Genomic DNA, 19344 nt, shown 5'->3' with positions numbered 1-19344 from the left:
AGTCCATCCCCACCCCTTCGGGGGGTCATCACGCGATCAGGCGAACACGCTGCGGGACGAACCCGACAATCCGGGAGCCCCTGCCACCCCGACAGACGGTGACGCTAGCCAGGAACTGTTACCCCGGGAGTGCCGCTGTGTTTCGGCCGCGCGAACTCGCCCGCTCACCGAGCGTGTCCCGTGGTGCGGGCTCGCCATCCCACCGGCTCCGCGCTACAGCAGCGGGTGCACCACGTGGTACGTCCGCTGCAGGCCCTCCAGCGACTCGGGAGTGGCCCGCGGGTGCATGGCGTTGACCGCCAACCGGAACAGCAGGGCGCGCAGCAGGACCTGCGGCCAGTAGGACAGCGAGGCCCACCGCTCGACGAGGCCGGGGTCCGCGCCGCCCCAGGCCAGGGAGTCCACGACGACGACCGCGGCGGCCCACTCGGCCGGCCGCCAGTAGGGGGTGAAGTCGATGACCGCCGGCGGGCCGTCGCCGTGGAACAGCACGTTGCCGAACAGGTCGCCGTGCACGACCTGCGGGTCCAGGCCGATCGGCCGCCGCAGCGCGGCGAGCATCTCGAACAGCCGGCCGCCCCGGTCCATCGCCAGCGGCTGGTCCTCCTCGCCCCAGGCCACCCGGTCGGCCAGCGAGAACACGTCCCGCCGGGCGTCGACGAACCGGGGCCGGGGCAGCCCGGCGGTGGCGGCGTGCAGCCGCAGCGACACCGCGACGACCTCGTCGTGCCTCGGCTCGGGGCGGCCCTCCAGCAGGCGGGTCGCCGACCAGCCGGCCACCACCCACCGACCGTCGGTGGACCGCAGGGGGCGGGCCAGGCGCAGGTCGGGCAGCTTCAGCGTGTCCAGCGTCTGCGCGATCCACGCGGCCTCGGCGGGGTTGGTGACCGGCTTGAGGACGACCTCGCCGCAGACCCATGCCGGCCCGCCGTCGACCAGCTCGGGCTGGACGCCACGCGCGCCGAACGCGGCGCACACGTGCTGCGGGGGCGGCTCCGGTCTTGGGCTCACGGCTCGGGACCGTACCTTGTGACCACGTCGGAGCGCGGGACGCTCGCCCACGCGGTGGGGTGCGTCCCGCGCCCTCGGCGACCGTCCGCGCACGTCAGGGGCGGGTCCCGACGCGCTGCCCGCTCAGTCGCGCCGGCCGACCCCCTGCCCCGCCGGCGCCTGCTGGCGGGTGTTCTGGAAGTGCGCGAACCGCCAGCCCCCGGCGCGCCGGACCGCGACCAGGGTGACGGTCGACAGCCGGTCGGAGGTCAGCTCCTGCCCGGGAAGGGCGACCCCGCCCTCGGTGGACACGAGCACCGCGACGTCGGGCGTCAGGAAGCGCACCTCGGCCCCGCTCGGGCCAACACCGCTCATCCGCGAGCCCTTGAGCACGGTGGCGAACAGCCACCGGTGGGTCTCGACGATCTCCCGCCGGCCTCGGGCCCGCTGCCCCATGAAGTCGACGTACTCGGCGTCCTCGGTGAAGACCTCGCCGTAGGCGTCGGCGTCGCCCCGGTTCCACGCCTCCGCGAGCGCTCCGGCCAACGCGCGGACGGCGTCCTCGTCCCGGACTTCGCCACGGTCGTGCTGCCCCATGTGTCCCCCTAGGATCACTACAACAACTCATCTTCTGCACGTGAACACTATCTGCACGTGTGCAGATATCAAAGTAGGGAGGGAGACCGGGGGTGTCAACGCCGCTGAACGTGCCCGACGACGCCGAGCGCGTCTACCGGGAGTACCTGACGGCCGTGGTGCTGCACGGCCAGGCGGTCGCCGACGCGGTGGGCATGCACACCACCGACGCCTACGCGCTGAACGTCCTGGGTGTCCACGGCGCGCTGACGGCGGGGGAACTGGCCGAGCGCACCGGGCTCACGACCGGCGCCGTCACCCGGCTGGTCGACCGCCTGGAGCGGACCGGCGCCGTCCGCCGCACCCGCGATCCCGACGACCGCCGCCGCGTGATCATCGAGCCGGTCGCCAGGGCGGACGACCCGACGGAGGAGCTGCTCGCCCCGGCCCGGGAGCGGATCGCCGACGTGTTCCGGAGCTACGACGCGGAGCAGATCCGCGTCCTGTTCGACTACTTCGCGCGGGCGGCTCCGGCGCTGCGGGACGCGACCGACGAGATGCGGCGGATCGCCCGGCGCCGCCGCTCCCCCTGACCCGCGCCCGCCCCGGAACGCGGCGGGCCGCCCCCGGACGTGGTCCGGAGGCGGCCCGCGGTGGTCGTGACGACCGGGACGGTCAGTAGGTGGGCAGGCTCGGGTCGATCTGCCGCGCCCAGCCCAGCACGCCACCGCCGACGTGCACGGCGTCGGCGAACCCGGCCCGGTGCAGCGCGGCCAGCGCCTCCGCCGAGCGCTGCCCCGACTTGCAGTGCAGCACGATCGGCCGGTCCTGCGGCAGCTCGGCCAGCGCCTCGCCGTTGAGGATGCGGTCCTTGGGGATCAGCACCGAGTTGGGGATGCGCACGATCTCGTACTCGTGCGGCTCCCGCACGTCCACCAGCAGGAAGTCGTCGCCGCGGTCGAACCGCTGCTTCAGCTCCAGCGGGGTGATCGTGTGGTTGGCCGCCGCCTCCTGGGCCGCGTCCGAGACCACGCCGCAGAACGCCTCGTAGTCGATCAGCTCGGTGACCGGGGTGGCGTTCGGGTCCTTGCGGATGCGGATGGTCCGGTAGGTCATGTCCAGCGCGTCGTAGACCATCAGCCGGCCGAGCAGCGTCTCGCCGATCCCGGTGATCAGCTTGATCGCCTCGGTGACCATGATCGAGCCGATCGACGCGCACAGCACGCCGAGCACGCCGCCCTCGGCGCAGGAGGGCACCATGCCGGGGGGCGGGGGCTCCGGGTAGAGGTCGCGGTACTGCGGGCCGTGCTCGGCCCAGAACACGCTGGCCTGGCCCTCGAACCGGAAGATCGAGCCCCAGACGTACGGCTTGTTCAGCAGCACGCAGGCGTCGTTGACCAGGTAGCGGGTGGCGAAGTTGTCGGTGCCGTCCAGGATCAGGTCGTAGTCCCGGAAGACGTCGAGCACGTTGTCCGAGTCCAGCCGGAGCTGGTGCAGGTTGACCTTGACGAACGGGTTGATCTGGGCGATCGAGTCGCGCGCCGACTCCGCCTTGGGCCGCCCGATGTCGGACTGCCCGTGGATGACCTGGCGCTGCAGGTTGGACTCGTCCACGACGTCGAACTCGACGACGCCGAGCGTGCCGACCCCCGCCGCGGCCAGGTACAGCAGCGCGGGGCTGCCCAGCCCACCCGCCCCGACCACGAGCACCTTGGCGTTCTTCAGCCGCTTCTGCCCGTCCACCCCGACGTCCGGGATGATCAGGTGTCGGCTGTACCGCGCGACCTCCTCCTTGGTCAGCTCCGCGGCTGGCTCCACGAGCGGCGGCAGCGGCATGTGCGCTCCTCCTCGTCTACGGGCGGTGCCGGGGGCGGGCACGTGCTCCTCCACCCGTCGACACCCACCGGGTGCGGGTGTCCCGCGCGAGACCGGTGCGGGCGTCCCGCGAGAACAGCTGGCAGGGAGTCCCAGTCTCCCGGAAGGCACAACGCGCGGAGCCCCGCCGCCCTTCCCCGCTCCCAGTCACTGGAACGTCGCAGGTAGCCGGGGCGTCAGGAAAGCCGACGACCTGGTGGCGGTGTCGGTCGGCCGGGTCGGTCGGCCGGCGGTGACGGGCGGTGCGGCGGTCGGCCGGCGGCGTCAGTTGACGGTCGGGTAGGGCCACGCGTTGGGCCGGCAGGTCTTGCCGTCGGCCTTCACGTTGTCCGTACCCAGCGCCGCGAGGTAGTCGTTGGAGACGCCCCAGCTCTGCTGCATCATGATCGGCGCGAGGTCGCCGTCCTTCGCGCACGGCTTGTGCTGCTGCCCCAGCCCGTGCCCCACCTCGTGGTTGATCACGTAGGTCTTGTAGTCGATCAGCGCGCCCTGGAAGGCCACCGCGCCCCGGGTCCACCGGGCGGTGTTGATCGTCACGCGCTTGGACGGCGGGTCGTAGCAGGAGCCCTCGAACTTGATGTCCCAGCCGCAGATCTCCCGCGTGGTCATCTGCGTGGTGAGGCTGATCCGCAGGTCGGCCTTGCCCGAGTCGACGCGCTGGAAGCCGTGCTTGCCGTCGCCGATCCAGCTCCGGGTGTCGCGCAGGATCTGCTCCACGTGGTGGGCGAAGTCCGTGCCGACCGACGGCATGTCGATGCCGTTCTCGACCTCGATCGTGTACTTGAAGACGTTGGGCCCGCCGAACGGCTCGCCCTTGCCCGGCACCACCGCCCACGTCCGCTGGCCCCGCTCGGGGAACGCGCCGCCGCCGGGCAGCTCGGCCGAGGCCTTGGCGGCGTCGTACAGCTTCGGGTCCGGGTTCGGCACCAGCGGGACCCGGCTGCTGGTGGTCTGGTCGGTGTTGGCGTTGGCCTGGTTCTGCACGCCGGCGGCCTGCGCGCCCTCCTGGCCGGGGTTCGTCGTGTTGAACACCGCGAGCGCGGTGACGACCAGCAGGACCGGCAGCGCGTAGACGCGCCAGCCGTAGGTGGACAGGAAGCCGGCGATCCCCTTCTTCCCGCCCCGCGGTCTCCCCCGCCGCGACCCGCCCGCCGAAGGCTCCGAGGCGTCGTCGGCGGCGGAGTCGGTCGCGGCGGCGGTGGGGTCGGCGGGCTCGGCCGCCGCGCCGGACCCCGCCTCGACGGCCGGGTCCCACGAGGCCGCCAGCGGTTCGGCGGTCGTCCTGCGCCCTCCCCTGCGGTACCGCTCCTCCCCCTGGTGCGGACGGGTCGCGGGGCGACTGGGCGCGGACTCGGCGGGGGCACGCTTGGCGACGCCCCCCCGGGGTCCCTGCGGCGTCCGGGTCACGGACCCAGATTGCCACACCACTCGATCAGACCTGGGAAGCGGCACGTCACCACTCCGTGCGGTCAACGGCCTCCCACATTCCGAGTACCGCGCGGGCCACCGACCGGGGTCGCTCCATCTGCGCGACGTGCCCGGTGCGGGGCAGCACGAGGAGCCGCCCCCTGGGCAGCAGCATCGCCGTCCTGGGCGCCTTGCGGACGCTCACCAGGCGGTCCTGGGTTCCCCACACGACCAGCGCGGGCGCCGGGACCTGGGGCAGGACCCGCCACAGCGAGCGGGCCCTCGGCGCGAGCCATGCCCGGATCAGCCCGACCGTGGTCCGCCCGAGGGCATCACCCGCCCAGGGCATCCCGTTGCGCTCCGTGTACTCGTCGACGGCCTGCGCCAGCCGGTGCTCGGGCACGTCGTCGGGGTTGGCGAAGCACAGCCGCAGCATCTGCTCGACCCGTTGGCTCGGGGTCACCGCGGCCAGCATGCTCCGGTAGTGCCGGCCGACGGCGCCCGGCAGCAGCGCGAGCGGCAGCCGGCGGTCGGAGAGCCGGCCGGGGTTGGGCCGGCGGTCCGGCACCGCGGGCGACACCAGCGTGAGGCTGCGCACCAGGTCGGGGCGGGTGGCGGCGGTGAGGATCGCCACCGTGCCACCGAACGAGTTGCCCAGCAGGTGGACCGGGCCACGACCGAGGCCGGCCAGGAAACGCACCAGGACGTCGGTGTGCGCGAGCACCGAGAAGTCGTGGCCATCGGGCGGCGGGGTGCGCCCGAAGCCGGGCAGGTCCACCGCCAGACCCTCGCAGCGCACCGCGAGCTGACCGGCCAGGTCGGTCCAGTTCGTCGACGAGCCGGCGAGTCCGTGCACGTAGACGGCGGTTTCGGCGGCCGGGCCCGCGGTGCGCCGGACGTGCAGCCGAACCCCGCCGGCGGTGACGAGCCCACCCGGCCACGGCGGTTGCCGCGGGTCGATCGGCGGCAGCGCGGCCGTGGACAGCGGCACCCTGGTGAGGGGAGCCCTGGTCCCCGGGACCGGCGGGCCGCTCGGCCGGATGAGCGTCACCCTTCCAGGATGCGCCGGCCCCGGCGACGGCGCGCGGGGGCCGCCGGGGCGACCCGGCGACAGCACGACACCACTACTCCCAAGTAAGGTCGGTGACCCGGTTGGAGTCCTCCCCTCGCGGCTCCAGTCGGGGACGACGTGGCTGGAGGCAGCACATGACTGAGACGGCGCAGCAGGGCACCGGACAGGTGGGACGTGGCGTGCGGTTGCCGCGTTCGGCGCGGCGTGCCCAGCTCCTCGCCGCCGCCCAGGACGTGTTCGTGGCCAACGGCTACCACGCCGCGGCCATGGACGAGATCGCGGAGCGGGCCGGGGTCAGCAAGCCGGTGCTCTACCAGCACTTCCCCGGCAAGCTGGAGCTGTATCTGGCGTTGCTGGAGACGCACGTCGACCAGCTCGTCAAGCGGGTGCGGGACGCCATCGAGTCGACCCACGACAACAAGCTGCGGGTCAGGGCGGCGGTGGCCGCCTACTTCGACTTCGTCGACAACGGGCAGGCCTTCCGCCTGGTGTTCGAGTCCGACCTGCGCAGCGAGCCGTCGGTGCAGGACGCGGTGGAGCGGGCGACCACGGCGTGCGTGGACGCGATCACCGAGACGATCACCGCCGACGCCGGGCTGGACGCGGACCGCGCCCGGCTGCTCGCGATGGGCCTGGTCGGGTTGAGCCAGGTCACCGCCCGCTTCTGGCTGGACGCCGCGAGCGCGGTGCCCAAGGACGAGGCCATCGCCCTGATCTCCACGCTGGCGTGGAAGGGCATCGGCGGCGGCTTCCCGCTCCAGCACCCCTGACCGCCCCGGGCGACGGGCCCGGTGGCCGCCCGGCCGTGGACCGGGCGGCCACGCGGCGTGCCCGCGACCGGACGACGCCCGTCGCCGAGTCGGGGGTTCTCCCGCCCCGCCTGGGGTGAACCCGCCCCGATGACCACTCTTCCGAGGGAACACCGGCCCCGAAACCGTCAGTGCCGCGTGGGACGTTGGAAGTGGGGGGTTCCCCCTAGCAAACCCTGGACTGATGCCCGAGAAGAGGCGCGCGGCGCACACCCCCGTGCGGCCCGACGTGGCAGGCGGTTCTCGGGCCGCACGGGGGTTCGCCGTCGGGAAGCCAGCCCGACCGCTACCGGGCGCTCCTGTGCCCGCCGCCCACCACCGCCGTCGACGCGGCCGCCGCGTCCCGGACCAGGCCGCCGATCCGCTCGGCGACCTCGACCGCCCGCTCGAACGGCAGCATGTGCCCTGCGCCGCCGAACACCACGAGCTCCGCACCGGGCAGCGCGTCCGCGATCACCCGGGAGTGTGACGGCGGGGTGAGCCGGTCCATGCCGCCGGCCAGCACCACGACCGGCCGGCCGCGCAGCACCTTCAACGCGTGCCACCGCTCGTGCTCGTCCAGCGTCACCCGGAACCCGGCCAACGCGACGGGCTGACAGCGGGCCACCTGCCGGGCGGCGTCCGCCAGGTCGCGCCGGTCCACGCGGTCGCCGAACAGCAGCCACCGCAGGGCCGGGCGCAGCGGTCCCGGGTACCGCGCGAGCACGGCCCGGCGACTGCGCCCGATGCGGCGCGTCACCCGGCGCTCCACCGCCAGCACCACCCGACCGAGGACGCCGGGCAGACCGAGCGTGATGCCCCGCAGCCCCCCGCTGGAGGTGTTGACCAGGGCCACGCCCGCCACCCGAGCGAACAGCTCGGGGTGCCGGTCGGCCAGCGCCATGACCGTCATGCCGCCCATGGAGTGCCCGGCGAGCACCAGCGGCCCCTCGGGCGCCAGCGCCGCGATCACCTCGGCCGCGTCGTCGGCGAGCTGGTCGAGCGTCGCGCCCTCCGGCCTGGTGGGCGCCGACCGCCCGTGGCCCCGGATGTCGTACCGCAGCACCCGGGCCCGCGGCCCGCCGGGGCCGGCCAGCTCGGTGGCCACCCAGCGCCAGGTGGCGTGGGTGAGCGTCCACCCGTGCAGGAGCACCACCGTGACCTCGGCGTCCGCCGGCCCGTCGACCACGACGTGCAGCTCGGTCCCGTCCGCCGTGCGGAACACCGCGTCCGCGCGCCCGCTCACGCGAGGAAGAACGACTTCCGCCACAGCGCCATCCCCGGTTTCCCGACCAGCCCGACCTCGTCGAAGAACTTCATCATCCGCTCGGCGGCCCACCGGACCGTCCGCTGCCAGTGCGGGTTCGCCAGGCCGACCCTGGTGGCCAGCACCGGGTCCAGCCCGACCGACCGGTACACCTCGGGTCGCACCAGGCCGCGGGAGAACACCAGCGCGACGGCGGCGCTGACGAACCGGTGCAGCGCGAGCGCCGGCGCCGACAGGCCCTCCATCGCCCGCACGAGCTCCTCCCGCGCGAACCGGACGTGCCTGGCCTCCTCGACCACGTGGATCCGGTTGACCATCCGCACCAGGGGCTGGAGCCGCTCGTCGCTCATCATCTCCCGCTGCATGCGGTCGAGGAGCTCCTCGCCGATCAACGTCGCGGCGAACATCGACGGCCCCCAGGCCACGCCCTTGAACACCCGGCCCAGCTCGTGGGTCATCCGCCACTGCGGGTACCGCGGGCAGCCCAGCCGCTCGATCAGGCGGCCGAACATCACCGTGTGCCGGCACTCGTCGCCGATCTCGGTGAGCGCGTACTGCACGTGCCTGCTGCGCGGGTCCTGGCTGTAGACGTGCCGGACCAGCATCTGCATGAGGATCTCCTCCAGCCAGATGCCGGAGCTGGCGACGCTGGCGGCGACGTGCCGGCTCAGCTCCACACGCTGGTCGTGGGTCAGCCCGTCCCACAGCGGGGTGCCGTGGATCGGCACGTACTCCGGGCTGACGAAGAACAGCCCGTCGACCAGCGGGGCGTCCCAGTCCAGGTCCAGCTCCGGGTCGTAGGAGTTCCGCGCCGACGAGCCGAGCAGCCGCTCGGCGGTCCGCTCCCGGTCGGTGATCCGCAGTGCTCGTGTCATGACCTCGCCACCCTCTCCGCGTCGTCGCGGACCATGCGCACCATCCGTTCGGCGATCGGCACGCCGTCGTAGGCACCGCGGGCGACGTCCCTGCGGTGCCGCGCCAACACCAGCCGGTCGACCAGGCCGGGCAGGACCCGGCCGAACCGGATCGCCCCACCGCCCCAGCGGGTGGTCCCGGTGTCCCTGGGCGGCCGGCCCGCCGCGATCACCCGCAGCAGGGTGCCGACCACGTCCTCGACCCGTTCGGCGGGGACCTTGCCCTCCAACGTCACCCCGGCCCGGCGGCTCGCCTCGTGGATCGGGGTGCGCACGTAGCCGGGGTAGACGGTCGTCACCCGGAGCCGTCCGCCGTACTCGACGCGCAGGCAGTCGGCGTAGGCGGACAGGCCGCGCTTGGCGACGGTGTAGGCCGAGGCGAACGGGACGGTCACGAAGGCCAGCCCGGAGGCGACGAACACCGCCCTCGGGTCGGGCGAGCGCAGCAGCTCCGGCAACGCGGCCGCGGTGACCCGCCAGGCCCCGAGCAGGTTGACCTCGACGGTGCGGCGGACCGCGTCGTCCACCGGGCCGCCGGCGTCGGAGGGCAGGCCGACCCCGGCGTTGTTGACCACGACGTCCAGGCCCCCGAGCCGGTCGACCGCCGAGGCGACGCCCTGCCGCACCGACTCGTCGTCGGTGAGGTCGCACCGGACGACGTCGTCCGGGTCGGCACCCGGCGCGACGTCGAGCCCGACGACCCGCGCGCCGCGGGCGCGCAGCGCCGCGGTCGTCGCGGAGCCGAACGCGCCGGCGGCGCCGGTGATCAGTATTCGGCGCCCGGTCAGCGGTTGTCCGCCCATCGCCCACCTCCTTCGTCGCGCCGAACGGCGCGGGGACCCGGCCGACGGCCGCGACGCCGACCGCCGGAACACCAGGACGTCACTTAGGTGTTACTCGAAGTAACGGATACTCGTGGTAGCGTGCGTCACATGGAGGGCTCTGTCAAGCGGCAATCGGGGGACCACGGCGAGAGGCGGCCCGACGCCCGTCGGGAACGGTGGCGGGCGCACCGGGCGGCGCGCCGCGCCGAGTTCGTCGAGGCCGCGATCCGCGCGATCACCCGGCACGGCGCCGGCGTCGGGATGGACGAGATCGCGGCCGAGGCGGGCGTCAGCAAGCCCGTCCTCTACCGGCACTTCACCGACAAGGCCGACGTGTACCTGGCCGTCGGCCAGCGGGGCACCGAGATGCTCATGGACCGGCTGGGTCCGGCGCTGGCGCGCATCGAGCGCGGGGACCACACGCCGAGGGACTGGATCAGGGGCGCGGTGGGCGCCTACATCGGCTTCGTCGCCGACCACCCGGAGCTGTACCACTTCGTGGTGCGCCGCCGGTTCGTCGAGGGGCCCGACGAGGCCGCCGCGGCGAGCACGCCGGACGTGGTCGCCGAGGACAAGGCGCTGATCGCCGCGGTGCTGTCCCGCGTGATCGGCGACTACCTGCGGTTGTTCGAGATGGACTCCGGCGGCGCCGAGGTGTGGGGCTACGGGCTCGTCGGCATGGTCCAGGCCGCGGGCGACTGGTGGCTGGAGCGCCGGTCGATGAGCCGCGAGGCGCTCACCGACTACCTGACCCAGATCATCTGGCACGCCGTGGACGGCGTGCTGCGCTCCGGCGGGATTTACGTCGAGCCGGACGTCCCGTTCGACGTCGCCCTCGGCGCGGCCGCGGCGCCGTCCCCCCGGCTGCGGCTGCTCAGCGGCGGCCCCGGGGGCGCGACCGAGGCGACGGCGGACACAACGACGGCGGGCACGACGACGAACGCGACGAACGCGACGGGCACGAGGGCGGACGCGACGGGCGCCTCGGACCCGGACGCGAGCGGTCAGGGCGCCGCCACACCGGACGACCCGGCCAGCACCGGGTGAGGTCCCAGGACGAGGGGAGCACATCGATGGACGCGCACGACCACGACGACGAGGAGTTCCGCGGCGCGGCCACGCTGGTGGCCGACGGCAGGGAGGTGACGACCGCGCTGCGGCTGCGGGGCCACTTCCAGCCCATCGACGGGCGTTTCCACTGGTACGGCCGGGTCGACGCGAGCGAGGACGTCACCGAGCTCGCGGGGAAGGGGAACCAGCGGGTCCTGGTGCGCACCGCCGACGGCGAGGCCGAGGGCGTGCTCTCCGACCCCGACACGTGGAACCGCTACCGCATCGCCGGCACCGGCCGTCCGCCGTTCGCCGTCGAGACGGACCTGCCCGACGCGGAGGACTGACCGGGCGGAGCGCGCGGAAGGCCCAGAAGGCGGAGCCGCCGAGCGCAGTCGTCGCTCGGCGGCTCTCGTCTGGTCCTCGGGCCTCGGGAAGGCCGTCGCCCTGCCTGGCTACTCGCCCACGGCGAAGCCGATCGGCCGCCGGTCGGCCGGCGCGATCTCGATGTAGGCGACCTTCGACGACGGGATCATGTACCGACGACCCTTGTCGTCGACCAGCACCAGCAGCCCGCTGGTCTCCCGCAGCGCGTCGTTGACCAGCGCCTCGACCTCGTCCGGCGACTGCGCGCTCGACACCACGAGCTCGCGCGGGCTCTCCGCGACGCCGATCTTGACCTCCACGCCGACCTCCGGTCAGGTTGGATCCTCGCCGGTCCCGGTGGACCGGCCCAGTTGCACCGTCAGGCTAGTCGAGCCGACCGCCCGGCCACGCGTTCAGGCCGTGCGCCGTCGGCGAACAGGGGAAACGCCACCACGGGGCCGACGCCCGCCGAGCCGGCCAGACCGACCCGGCCAGACCGACCCGGCCAGACGGACTCAGCCCAGGCCGAGCGCCTGCATCCGCCGCGTGTGGCTGTTCTGCAACCGCTTGAACAGCGCCGCGATGCCGGCCAGGTCGCCGGAGCCGCGCACGATCAGCTCGGCCAGGCCGTCCCGCTCGGCCACCACGTACTGGGCCTGGGTCACCGCCTCGCCCAGCAGCCGCCGGCCCCACAGCACGAGCCGGTCGCGCACCTTGCGGTCCTCGCAGGCCGCCCGCACCTCGCGCTCGGCGAACGCCGAGTGGCCGCTGTCGGCGAGCACGGTGAGCACCAGCTCCCGGGTCTCCGGGTCCAGCCACTCCGCCACCTCGCGGTAGAAGTCGGCGGCCAGCCCGTCACCCACGTACGCCTTGACCAGGGACTCCAGCCACGACTTGGGGGCGGTGGACGTGTGGAAGGCGTCGATCGCGCGGACGAACGGCCGCATGGCGTCCTCGACCGCGACCCCCTTCTCGGCGAGGTGGCGCTCCAGCAGGCCGTAGTGCCCGATCTCGGCCGCGGCCATGCTGGCCAGGGCGGCGCGCCCGGACAGCGTGGGCGCGGTCCTGGCGTCCTCGGCCAGCCGGTCGAACGCCGAGAGCTCGCCGTAGGCCAACACGCCCAACAGGTCGATGACGCCTTCGGCGACGCCCACCGGCGTCTGCTCCGCCTCGCTCATGGGACGTGAGCGTATCCGCCGACCGGGGCCGCGACCCGCACCGGACCGGCACGGTCCGGCACCGGACCGGCGCAGCATCGGCGACGACGGCGTCGGGGCAGGTAGACTGCGCCTGATGCCCGGTGCGGCCGCCCACGCGGCACCACCCGGCCGAGCCCGCGGTTCGGCGCTGGCCGGCACCCCGCCGGCCCGCACGTCCGGCGCCCCACCCGGGGTCGCGGTTCGGCCGAGGCGTGGTCGCCTCCCCAGGTGGCCGCCACCGGTTGTGGTCGGCACCCACCTGTCGCGGCGCCGGCCGACGAGGGTGCGCGCACCGCTACGCCGGCCCTCCCACGCATCGCGCAGGCGGACCACCCGGTCCGGCCGCGGCGGCGTGGTCGAGCGCCCGTGAAGGGGCCCGTGCGCGCTGGTACGAGAGAGGCGATCACCCTGACGGTCAGCAACACCCACCAGGACACCGTCGACCCCCGGGCGCTGGACCACAGCGAGTCCGGCCTGGGCGACGACACCGACACCTCGGAACCGCTGCACGCCGGCGCCCCGGTTCCCCCGGCCGCGCCGACGTTCGCCGAGCTGGGCGTGCGCGAGGAGATCGTGCGCGCGCTGGCCGAGGCCGGCATCGAGCGCACGTTCGCGATCCAGGAGCTCACCCTGCCGCTGGCGCTGCGCGGCGAGGACGTCATCGGCCAGGCCCGCACCGGCACCGGCAAGACGCTGGGCTTCGGCGTGCCGCTGCTGCACCGGCTCACCACGCCGGGCGACGGCGTCCCGCAGGCGCTGGTCGTCGTCCCGACCCGGGAGCTGTGCCTGCAGGTCTCGCACGACCTGACCGACGCCGGCAAGCACCTCGGCGTGCGGGTGCTCGCCCTCTACGGCGGGCGGCCCTACGAGCCGCAGATCGCGGCCCTGCGCGCCGGGGTCGACGTCGTGATCGGCACCCCCGGCCGGCTGCTCGACCTGGCCGAGCAGCGGCACCTGGTGCTGGGCAAGACCAGCTCGCTGGTGCTGGACGAGGCCGACGAGATGCTCGACCTGGGCTTCCTGCCCGACGTCGAGCGCATCCTGCGCATGGTCCCCGAGCAGCGGCAGACGATGCTGTTCTCGGCCACCATGCCGGGCCCGATCATCACGCTGGCCAGGACCTTCCTCACCCGGCCCACGCACATCCGCGCGGAGGAGCCGCACACCGGCGCGGTGCACGAGCGCACGAAGCAGTTCGTCTACCGCGCGCACGCCCTCGACAAGATCGAGGTCATCGCGCGGGTGCTGCAGGCGGAGGGCCGCGGCCTGAGCATGGTCTTCGCCAGGACCAAGCGCACCGCCCAGAAGATCGCCGACGAGCTGACCGAGCGGGGCTTCGCCGCCGGCGCCGTGCACGGCGACCTCGGGCAGGGCGCCCGGGAGCAGGCGCTGCGCGCCTTCCGCTCGGGCAAGGTCGACGTGCTGGTCTGCACCGACGTCGCGGCCAGGGGCATCGACGTCGAGGGCGTGACGCACGTCATCAACTACCAGTGCCCCGAGGACGAGAAGACCTACGTCCACCGGATCGGCCGCACCGGCCGGGCCGGCAGGGAGGGCGTCGCGGTGACCCTCGTCGACTGGGACGAGGAGCCGCGCTGGAAGCTGATCAACGACGCGCTCGGCCTGGACCGGCCGGAGCCGGTGGAGACCTACTCCACCTCCGAGCACCTCTTCCACGACCTGGGCATCCCGGCCGAGACCACCGGCCGGCTGCCGCTGTCGAAGCGGACCAGGGCCGGGTTGGCCGCCGAGCCGGTCGAGGACGACGAGCGCAAGGGGCGGCGTCGGCGCGGCCGCTCCGGCGCGGCCGGCGGCTCCGGGGAGCGGACCGCCGGTGAGGAGCGCGCCGAGTCGGGCGAGCCCCGCCAGCCGCGTCGGCGCCGCCGCACGCGGGGCGGCGCGACGGCCGGCGACGCGGCCTCGGCCACCAAGCCGGCCAAGGCCGGCAAGGGCGCGGAGGACCGCCAGGACGACGCCGAGGACGCGGCGGGCGGCGAGCGCCCGGCGCGGCGGCGTCGGCGGCGCACGCGCGGCGGCGCGGCGTCCGAGTCGACGGCCGCGAACGGCGGCCAGTCCGGCGACTCGGACTGACTCGGGGCCGACTCGGGATCGACCCGGGCTGAGCGGGAGCGGAACCACGTGACGGTGGCGGGCCACGGCCCGCCACCGTCGTCGTTCCCGGCCCCGGCTCCACCCCCGGTCCCCGGCGCCGCCGGGCACGAGTGCGCGACTTCGACCGGAACCTGACACGCGGGCTGCGATGATGGCGCCGTGGTTCGACCCGAGCGCCGGAAGAAGAGCGACCTGGTCGCCGTCGCGTTGCTGGCCGTCGGCGTGCTGGTGGCCGGGACCGTGGTCTGGTGGGGCAGCGACGCCAGGGCGACGTCCTCGCGGACCGCGCCCTCGGGCCCGGTCGCGCCGGAGGCGCCCACCTCCGTCCCGCCCTCCCTGGCCGAGCTGTGGCGCGCGCCCAGCGGGGCCACGACCAGCCCGGTCGTCGTCGGCCCGACCGTGGTCACGGCGCACGGCGGCGAGGTGGTCGGCCACGACCCGCTGACCGGCGACGTGCGCTGGCGCTACTCCCGCGACCTCGACCTCTGCACGGTCGGCGCGGCATGGGACCGGGCGCTGGCCGTCTACCGCAAGTCCCGCAACTGCAGCGAGGTCACCGCGCTGGACGGGACGACCGGCGAGCGCGCGGCGCAGCGCAACACCGACGCCGAACTGGGCACCCGGCTGCTGTCCGACGGCGTGCACGTCACCGCCACCGGCGGCGAGCTGGTGGAGGTGTGGCGCTCGGACCTGGTGCGAACCCTGCAGTACGGCGAGGTCCCGGCGATCGTCAACCCGAACAAGCAGCCGCGGCCGGAGTGCTCGTACGGCTCGTTCGCGGTGGCCAGCAACCGGATCGGCGTGGTGGAGCACTGCCCGGCGGAGCAGACCGACCGCTTCACCGTGCTGCGGCCCAACCCCAAGGAGTCCGACCAGCCCGAGCAGCTCTGGACGACGCTGACCGCGGGGAAGAACGCCCGGGTGGTGGCGATGAGCGGGGAGCTGGTCGCGGTCGCGCTGCCGCACCCCGCGCGGCTGACGATCCTGGACAGCGGCGGGCGCCAGATCGCCGAGCACCCCCTGCCGGTGCCGGACTCGGAGCTGACCGGCGACCCGGCCGGCCGGGTGGTCCCCACGACGATGGGCACCAGCGCGATCTACTGGTTCACCGGCTCCCGCACCGTGGCGCTGGCCCCGACCGACCTCCGTCCACTGTGGACGGTGGAGAACACGCTCGGGACGGGCACCGTCCTGGCCGGCCGGCTGGTGCTGCCGGTGCCCGGCGGGCTGGCGGTGCACGACGCGGCCAGCGGCGCGCGGCTGGGCGTGCTGCCGGTCGACCGGGCGGGCCACACCGGGCCGGTCTCGGTGACCTCGCTCGGCCCCGTGCTGGTGGAGCAGCGCGGCGACACGGTGGTCGCGCTGCGCTGACGGCCGACCCCGGGGTTCACCCCGGGGTGACCCGGAGTTGTCCCGGGTTACACCCCGATCACCGCTTCCGCGCCCCGGGGTTTCGGGCAGACTCGGTCCCGTGAGCACCGCACCGTCGCAGATCACCCCGCACCGCGCCAGCCGCGTCGACGTGCCCGCGCGGTGGGGTCCGCTGGCGGCGCTGCACGCCCCGGCCGTGGGCGGGGGTGGGGGCAAGGGCGGGGACGGCCCCGACCACGACGCCCTCGTGGTGTTCCTCCCCGGTTACACCGGGTCCAAGGAGGACTTCGCCCCGCTGATCGACGCGGTCGCCGAGCACGGCCTCTCGGTGCTGGCCCTCGACCTGCCAGGGCAGCACGAGTCGGCGGGCCCCGAGGACGAGGCGGACTACCTCCCCGAGCCGCTCGGCCGGGCGCTCGCTCCGGTGCTGGCCGACCTGGCCGCCGGCGCCGGCCTGCCCCACCCCCACCCGGCCCCCCGACCGGTGTTCCTGGTCGCCCACTCCTACGGCGGGCTCGTCGCGCGCTCGGCGGTGCTGGCCGGCGCGCCGGTCGACGGCCTGGTGCTGCTCGACTCCGGCCCCGGCGAGCTGCCCGACGGCCACCGCCGCCGCCTGCTGGACCTCGGCGAGCCGCTGCTGCGGGCGCACGGCGTCGAGGCGGCGCAGCGCATCCGCGAGGCGCAGGACGCCAACGACCCCCAGTGGGCGGCCCGACCCGACGCGCTCAAGGAGCTGCTGCGCCGGCGGTTCGTCGACTCGGTGCCCGCCGGCCTGCTCGGCATGGCCCGCGGCCTGCGTTCCGAGCCCGACCGCGTCACCGAGCTCGCGGCGGCGTTGCGGGAGCGCGCCATCCCGTGCGCGGTGATCTGCGGCGAGCACGACGACGCCTGGGCGGTGGACGCGCAGCGCGCGATGGCGGAGCGGCTGGGCGCGGACTTCACCGTCCTCCCCGGCGCGGGGCACTCGCCGAACACCGAGGCCCCCGCGGCCCTGCTCAGCGCGCTGCTGTCGTCCTGCGACGCCTGGCTCGGCCGCTGACCGCTGACGCGCGGCCTGGCGTCAGCGGTACCAGCCGTACCAGAGGACGAGGGAGAGGACGACCAGCACGCCGAGCCCCGCGGCCCACGCCCGCAGGCCCCGATCCCGGTCCACGACCCGTTGCAGCGCCACCGCGCCCACCGCGCCGAGGATGTGGCCGGTCACCGTGAGCCAGCCGGGGCCGCTCTCCCCACGGGACAGCGCCATCAGCTGCGCCGCGACCAGGAACAGGGCGAGCAGCACGAGGCCGGCGGTCAGCGAGCCGACGAACCCCCGCAGCAGGCGGCCGAGGCGGGCCAGCGGGCCGGGCCGGGTCGCGCCCGGTGAGATCTCGGAGGAAGTGTCCACAGTCGTCGCTTCGGGGGAGGGGGTCGATCCGGGCAAGAGGTCACGGCTCCAACTCAGGGTGCCAGCAGGGCCCAGGGTTCCAGGTCCGGCGCGGCCCGACGACCCTCGGCGCAGTGCCGCCGGAAGTCGCACCACGAGCACTGCCGGCCCGGCCGGGGCGGGAACAGCACGTCCGGGTCGCCCCCGGCGGCCAGCGTGTCCGCGGCGAGCTGGAGGTCGTCGGCCGCCTCCTCGGCCCGCCGCACGTGTCTGGCCAGCGAGTCCTCGGTGTGCTCCCAGGTCAGCACCTGCCCGCTCGGCAGGTGGTGCAGCTCGACCCGGCGGCACGGACGGCGCAGGGTCCGCCGCGCGGCCACCGCGTACAGCGCCAACGCCTGCGAGCCCCGGGCGTCGTCGGCGGTCAGCACGTGCCGCCCGGTCTTGTAGTCCACGATGACGAGCTCGCCGCCCCTGGCATCGATGCGGTCCACGCGCCCCTCGGCGACGATCCGCGCGGTCGGCGTCGACACCCAGCGCTCCAGGCCGACCGGCTCGGTCGCGGCGTCCAGCCCGCCGACGTAGGTGGCCACCCAGCCCTGCGCCCGCTCCCGGTGGTCGGCGGCCTGGTCGACGTCCCGGAAACCGTCGTTCTTCCAGTACTGGCGCACCAGCCCGGTGGCCGCCTCGACCGTGCGGCGCGCGGTCGGCAGCTCGAAGAACGCCCGGAGGGCGTTGTGCACCACCGCGCCCAGGGTGTTGTGCGCCCACGCGCCGCCCCGGGCGGGCGTCGGGCGGTCCAGGTAGGCCATCCGGTACCGGCGCGGGCAGTCCGACCAGGTCGCCAGCTTGGCCGGCGTGACCCGGACGAGCTTCTTCGGCATGCCCTCCAGCCCGAGCTGACCTTCCACGCGCACCACCGTACGCAGTGTCCTGCGGGACACCCGCACCCGGTCGCCGGGTCTGAGCGCGAGAAAAGACGATGATCGCCCACACCCGCCTCCAGCACCCTGCGGGACACCCGCACCCGGTCGCCGGGTCTGAGCGCGAGAAAAGACGATGATCGCCCACACCCGCCTCCAGCACCCTGCGGGACACCCGCACCCGGTCGGCGGCTGTGACCGCCGGAAAAGACCGAGACCGTTCGCGCCGGTCGGCGGCCGAGGGCGCGGGCGCGAATTCCAGCTCAGCCCCGGTGCGGGCACAATCGCGCCGTGGAGATCTGGCACAACCCGCGGTGCTCGAAGTCGCGCGCCGCCAAGCAGGCCCTTGAGGCCGCCGGCCCCGAGTACGCCGAACGCCGATACCTGGACCAGCCGCCCACCCCGGCGGAACTGGACGACGTGCTGGTGCGGCTCGGCATGCAGCCGTGGGAAATCACCCGGATGAACGAGCCGGTGGCCAAGGAGCTCGGGCTGGCGACGTGGGAGCACGACCGCGAGCGGTGGATCGCCGCGCTGGTCGCCCACCCGGTGCTGATCCAGCGCCCGATCGTGCTCACCGACGACGGCCGCGCGGTGCTGGCCCGCTCGCCGGAGGAGATCGCGGAGGCGTTGGGCTAGCTGACGGCCAGGAACCCGCGCACGGCGTTGGCGACGAGCTGGACGGCGATCGCGGCCAGCAGCAGACCGGCGATCTTGGCCAGCAGCAGGATGCCGCTCTGCCGCAGCACCCGGATCACGATGCCGGAGTAGCGGAGGAACAGCCACAGCGCGACGTGCACGACCACGATCGCGGCGGCCAGCGCCAGGTACGCGCCGAGCCGGTGGTCCGCCTGCCGGACGAAGACGATGGTCGCCGCGATCGCGCCCGGCCCGGCCAGCAGCGGGGTGCCCAGCGGCACCAGCGCGACGTTGACGTCGTCGACCTCCTCCGGCCGGGTGCTCTCCCGCCCGGTGAGCAGGTCCAGCGCGACCAGCAGCAACAGCAGCCCGCCGGCGCCCTGCAGCGCGGGGATGCCGATGCCCAGGTAGCGCAGGATCGCCTCACCGGTCAGGGCGAACAGCGAGATGACGCCCAGCGAGACCAGCACCGCCTGCCGGGCCGCCCGCCGGCGGGAGTCCGCGCTCCGCGTGCCGACCAGCCCCAGGAAGATCGGGATCGTGCCCGGCGGGTCCATGATGACGAACAGCGTGATCATGGACTCGACGAAGAGCGGGACGTCGAACAT

General features: G+C 74.6%; 21 protein-coding genes. 8 read left to right on the top strand and 13 right to left on the bottom strand.

Going from position 1 to position 19344, the window contains the following annotated elements:
• Positions 1-213 precede the first annotated feature (213 nt).
• Together BUE43_RS24055 and BUE43_RS24050 are read right to left on the bottom strand one after the other, a co-directional pair.
• Complete coding sequence (locus BUE43_RS24055) at positions 214-1011, bottom strand: TIGR02569 family protein (RefSeq protein WP_073487185.1); 798 nt, start codon at positions 1009-1011, stop codon at positions 214-216.
• Positions 1012-1134: 123 nt separating this feature from the next.
• Entirely contained in the window at positions 1135-1587 is a 453-nt protein-coding gene (locus BUE43_RS24050) for an SgcJ/EcaC family oxidoreductase (RefSeq protein WP_073487183.1), read from the bottom strand.
• A 92-nt stretch (positions 1588-1679) separates the two neighbouring features.
• On the opposite strand from BUE43_RS24050, the gene BUE43_RS24045 reads away from it, so the two are divergent.
• Positions 1680-2159 (top strand): MarR family winged helix-turn-helix transcriptional regulator, encoded by a 480-nt coding sequence (locus BUE43_RS24045; protein WP_073487180.1) that lies wholly within the window; start codon positions 1680-1682, stop codon positions 2157-2159.
• A gap of 82 nt (positions 2160-2241) precedes the next feature.
• On the opposite strand, the gene moeZ is transcribed toward BUE43_RS24045, so the two are convergent.
• The 3 genes from moeZ to BUE43_RS24030 all read right to left on the bottom strand — a co-directional run bounded on the left by moeZ (position 2242) and on the right by BUE43_RS24030 (position 5899).
• Positions 2242-3402 carry an adenylyltransferase/sulfurtransferase MoeZ gene (moeZ, locus tag BUE43_RS24040; protein ID WP_073487178.1) on the bottom strand — a complete coding sequence of 387 codons (1161 nt, stop codon included), beginning with the start codon at positions 3400-3402 and terminating at the stop codon, positions 2242-2244.
• Positions 3403-3705: 303 nt separating this feature from the next.
• Complete coding sequence (locus BUE43_RS24035; protein ID WP_073487176.1) at positions 3706-4848, bottom strand: DUF3152 domain-containing protein; 1143 nt, start codon at positions 4846-4848, stop codon at positions 3706-3708.
• A 46-nt stretch (positions 4849-4894) separates the two neighbouring features.
• Positions 4895-5899 carry an alpha/beta fold hydrolase gene (locus tag BUE43_RS24030; RefSeq protein WP_200797658.1) on the bottom strand — a complete coding sequence of 335 codons (1005 nt, stop codon included), beginning with the start codon at positions 5897-5899 and terminating at the stop codon, positions 4895-4897.
• Positions 5900-6054: 155 nt separating this feature from the next.
• Between BUE43_RS24030 and BUE43_RS24025 the strand changes: the two genes are divergently transcribed.
• The gene (locus BUE43_RS24025; protein WP_073487174.1) at positions 6055-6690 is read left to right on the top strand and encodes a TetR/AcrR family transcriptional regulator; all 636 of its coding nucleotides are present in this window, start codon (positions 6055-6057) and stop codon (positions 6688-6690) included.
• Between the two features lie 325 nt (positions 6691-7015).
• Here BUE43_RS24025 and BUE43_RS24020 read toward each other — a convergent pair whose 3' ends face one another.
• The 3 genes from BUE43_RS24020 to BUE43_RS24010 are packed head-to-tail and all read right to left on the bottom strand — an operon-like array spanning position 7016 to position 9692.
• Positions 7016-7954 carry an alpha/beta fold hydrolase gene (locus tag BUE43_RS24020; protein ID WP_234995884.1) on the bottom strand — a complete coding sequence of 313 codons (939 nt, stop codon included), beginning with the start codon at positions 7952-7954 and terminating at the stop codon, positions 7016-7018.
• Positions 7951-8850 carry an AurF N-oxygenase family protein gene (locus tag BUE43_RS24015; protein ID WP_073487169.1) on the bottom strand — a complete coding sequence of 300 codons (900 nt, stop codon included), beginning with the start codon at positions 8848-8850 and terminating at the stop codon, positions 7951-7953. Before BUE43_RS24015 ends, BUE43_RS24020 begins: the two co-directional genes overlap by 4 nt.
• Positions 8847-9692 carry an SDR family NAD(P)-dependent oxidoreductase gene (locus BUE43_RS24010; RefSeq protein ID WP_073487167.1) on the bottom strand — a complete coding sequence of 282 codons (846 nt, stop codon included), beginning with the start codon at positions 9690-9692 and terminating at the stop codon, positions 8847-8849. The genes BUE43_RS24015 and BUE43_RS24010 overlap by 4 nt, the downstream gene beginning before the upstream one ends.
• A gap of 129 nt (positions 9693-9821) precedes the next feature.
• Between BUE43_RS24010 and BUE43_RS24005 the strand changes: the two genes are divergently transcribed.
• Positions 9822-10760: a TetR/AcrR family transcriptional regulator gene (locus tag BUE43_RS24005; protein ID WP_073487165.1), complete on the top strand. Its 939-nt coding sequence runs from the start codon at positions 9822-9824 to the stop codon at positions 10758-10760.
• A 26-nt stretch (positions 10761-10786) separates the two neighbouring features.
• A complete protein-coding gene (locus BUE43_RS24000) occupies positions 10787-11110 on the top strand; it encodes a DUF4873 domain-containing protein (protein WP_073487163.1) in 324 nt (107 codons plus the stop codon).
• Positions 11111-11218: 108 nt separating this feature from the next.
• Here BUE43_RS24000 and BUE43_RS23995 read toward each other — a convergent pair whose 3' ends face one another.
• Positions 11219-11449 (bottom strand): DUF3107 domain-containing protein, encoded by a 231-nt coding sequence (locus BUE43_RS23995; RefSeq protein ID WP_073487161.1) that lies wholly within the window; start codon positions 11447-11449, stop codon positions 11219-11221.
• Between the two features lie 195 nt (positions 11450-11644).
• On the bottom strand, positions 11645-12307 hold the full coding sequence (locus BUE43_RS23990) for a ferritin-like fold-containing protein (protein ID WP_073487159.1): 663 nt from the start codon (positions 12305-12307) through the stop codon (positions 11645-11647).
• A 399-nt stretch (positions 12308-12706) separates the two neighbouring features.
• Here BUE43_RS23990 and BUE43_RS23985 point away from each other — a divergent pair, with 399 nt between their 5' ends.
• The 3 genes from BUE43_RS23985 (at position 12707) to BUE43_RS23975 (ending at position 16850) form a co-directional block, all read left to right on the top strand.
• Positions 12707-14419 (top strand): DEAD/DEAH box helicase, encoded by a 1713-nt coding sequence (locus BUE43_RS23985; RefSeq protein WP_083960116.1) that lies wholly within the window; start codon positions 12707-12709, stop codon positions 14417-14419.
• 180 nt (positions 14420-14599) lie between these two features.
• Positions 14600-15811 carry an Rv3212 family protein gene (locus tag BUE43_RS23980; RefSeq protein ID WP_073487157.1) on the top strand — a complete coding sequence of 404 codons (1212 nt, stop codon included), beginning with the start codon at positions 14600-14602 and terminating at the stop codon, positions 15809-15811.
• A gap of 100 nt (positions 15812-15911) precedes the next feature.
• On the top strand, positions 15912-16850 hold the full coding sequence (locus BUE43_RS23975; RefSeq protein WP_073487155.1) for an alpha/beta fold hydrolase: 939 nt from the start codon (positions 15912-15914) through the stop codon (positions 16848-16850).
• Between the two features lie 21 nt (positions 16851-16871).
• On the opposite strand, the gene BUE43_RS23970 is transcribed toward BUE43_RS23975, so the two are convergent.
• Together BUE43_RS23970 and BUE43_RS23965 are read right to left on the bottom strand one after the other, a co-directional pair.
• Positions 16872-17198, bottom strand: coding sequence for a hypothetical protein (locus BUE43_RS23970; RefSeq protein WP_083960089.1), 327 nt, complete (start codon positions 17196-17198; stop codon positions 16872-16874).
• A 53-nt stretch (positions 17199-17251) separates the two neighbouring features.
• On the bottom strand, positions 17252-18085 hold the full coding sequence (locus BUE43_RS23965) for a RecB family exonuclease (RefSeq protein ID WP_073487471.1): 834 nt from the start codon (positions 18083-18085) through the stop codon (positions 17252-17254).
• A gap of 303 nt (positions 18086-18388) precedes the next feature.
• Here BUE43_RS23965 and BUE43_RS23960 point away from each other — a divergent pair, with 303 nt between their 5' ends.
• A complete protein-coding gene (locus BUE43_RS23960) occupies positions 18389-18736 on the top strand; it encodes an arsenate reductase family protein (RefSeq protein ID WP_073487152.1) in 348 nt (115 codons plus the stop codon).
• Here BUE43_RS23960 and BUE43_RS23955 read toward each other — a convergent pair.
• A complete protein-coding gene (locus tag BUE43_RS23955) occupies positions 18733-19344 on the bottom strand; it encodes a MarC family protein (protein ID WP_073487150.1) in 612 nt (203 codons plus the stop codon). The genes BUE43_RS23960 and BUE43_RS23955 overlap by 4 nt on opposite strands.

The organism is Streptoalloteichus hindustanus, from assembly GCF_900129375.1.
Classification (GTDB): domain Bacteria; phylum Actinomycetota; class Actinomycetes; order Mycobacteriales; family Pseudonocardiaceae; genus Streptoalloteichus; species Streptoalloteichus hindustanus.
Note: the sequence above shows the minus strand (reverse complement) of the source record. Positions and strands in the feature narration are given on the sequence as shown.

Bases quoted from the DNA above. Each gene is read 5' to 3' on its own strand.
- BUE43_RS24050 (WP_073487183.1), bottom strand. From the start codon at position 1,587: ATGGGGCAGCACGACCGTGGCGAAGTCCGGGACGAGGACGCCGTCCGC.
- moeZ (WP_073487178.1), bottom strand. From the start codon at position 3,402: ATGCCGCTGCCGCCGCTCGTGGAGCCAGCCGCGGAGCTGACCAAGGAG.
- BUE43_RS24025 (WP_073487174.1), top strand. From the start codon at position 6,055: ATGACTGAGACGGCGCAGCAGGGCACCGGACAGGTGGGACGTGGCGTG.
- BUE43_RS24015 (WP_073487169.1), bottom strand. From the start codon at position 8,850: ATGACACGAGCACTGCGGATCACCGACCGGGAGCGGACCGCCGAGCGG.
- BUE43_RS24010 (WP_073487167.1), bottom strand. From the start codon at position 9,692: ATGGGCGGACAACCGCTGACCGGGCGCCGAATACTGATCACCGGCGCC.
- BUE43_RS24005 (WP_073487165.1), top strand. From the start codon at position 9,822: ATGGAGGGCTCTGTCAAGCGGCAATCGGGGGACCACGGCGAGAGGCGG.
- BUE43_RS24000 (WP_073487163.1), top strand. From the start codon at position 10,787: ATGGACGCGCACGACCACGACGACGAGGAGTTCCGCGGCGCGGCCACG.
- BUE43_RS23990 (WP_073487159.1), bottom strand. From the start codon at position 12,307: ATGAGCGAGGCGGAGCAGACGCCGGTGGGCGTCGCCGAAGGCGTCATC.
- BUE43_RS23955 (WP_073487150.1), bottom strand. From the start codon at position 19,344: ATGTTCGACGTCCCGCTCTTCGTCGAGTCCATGATCACGCTGTTCGTC.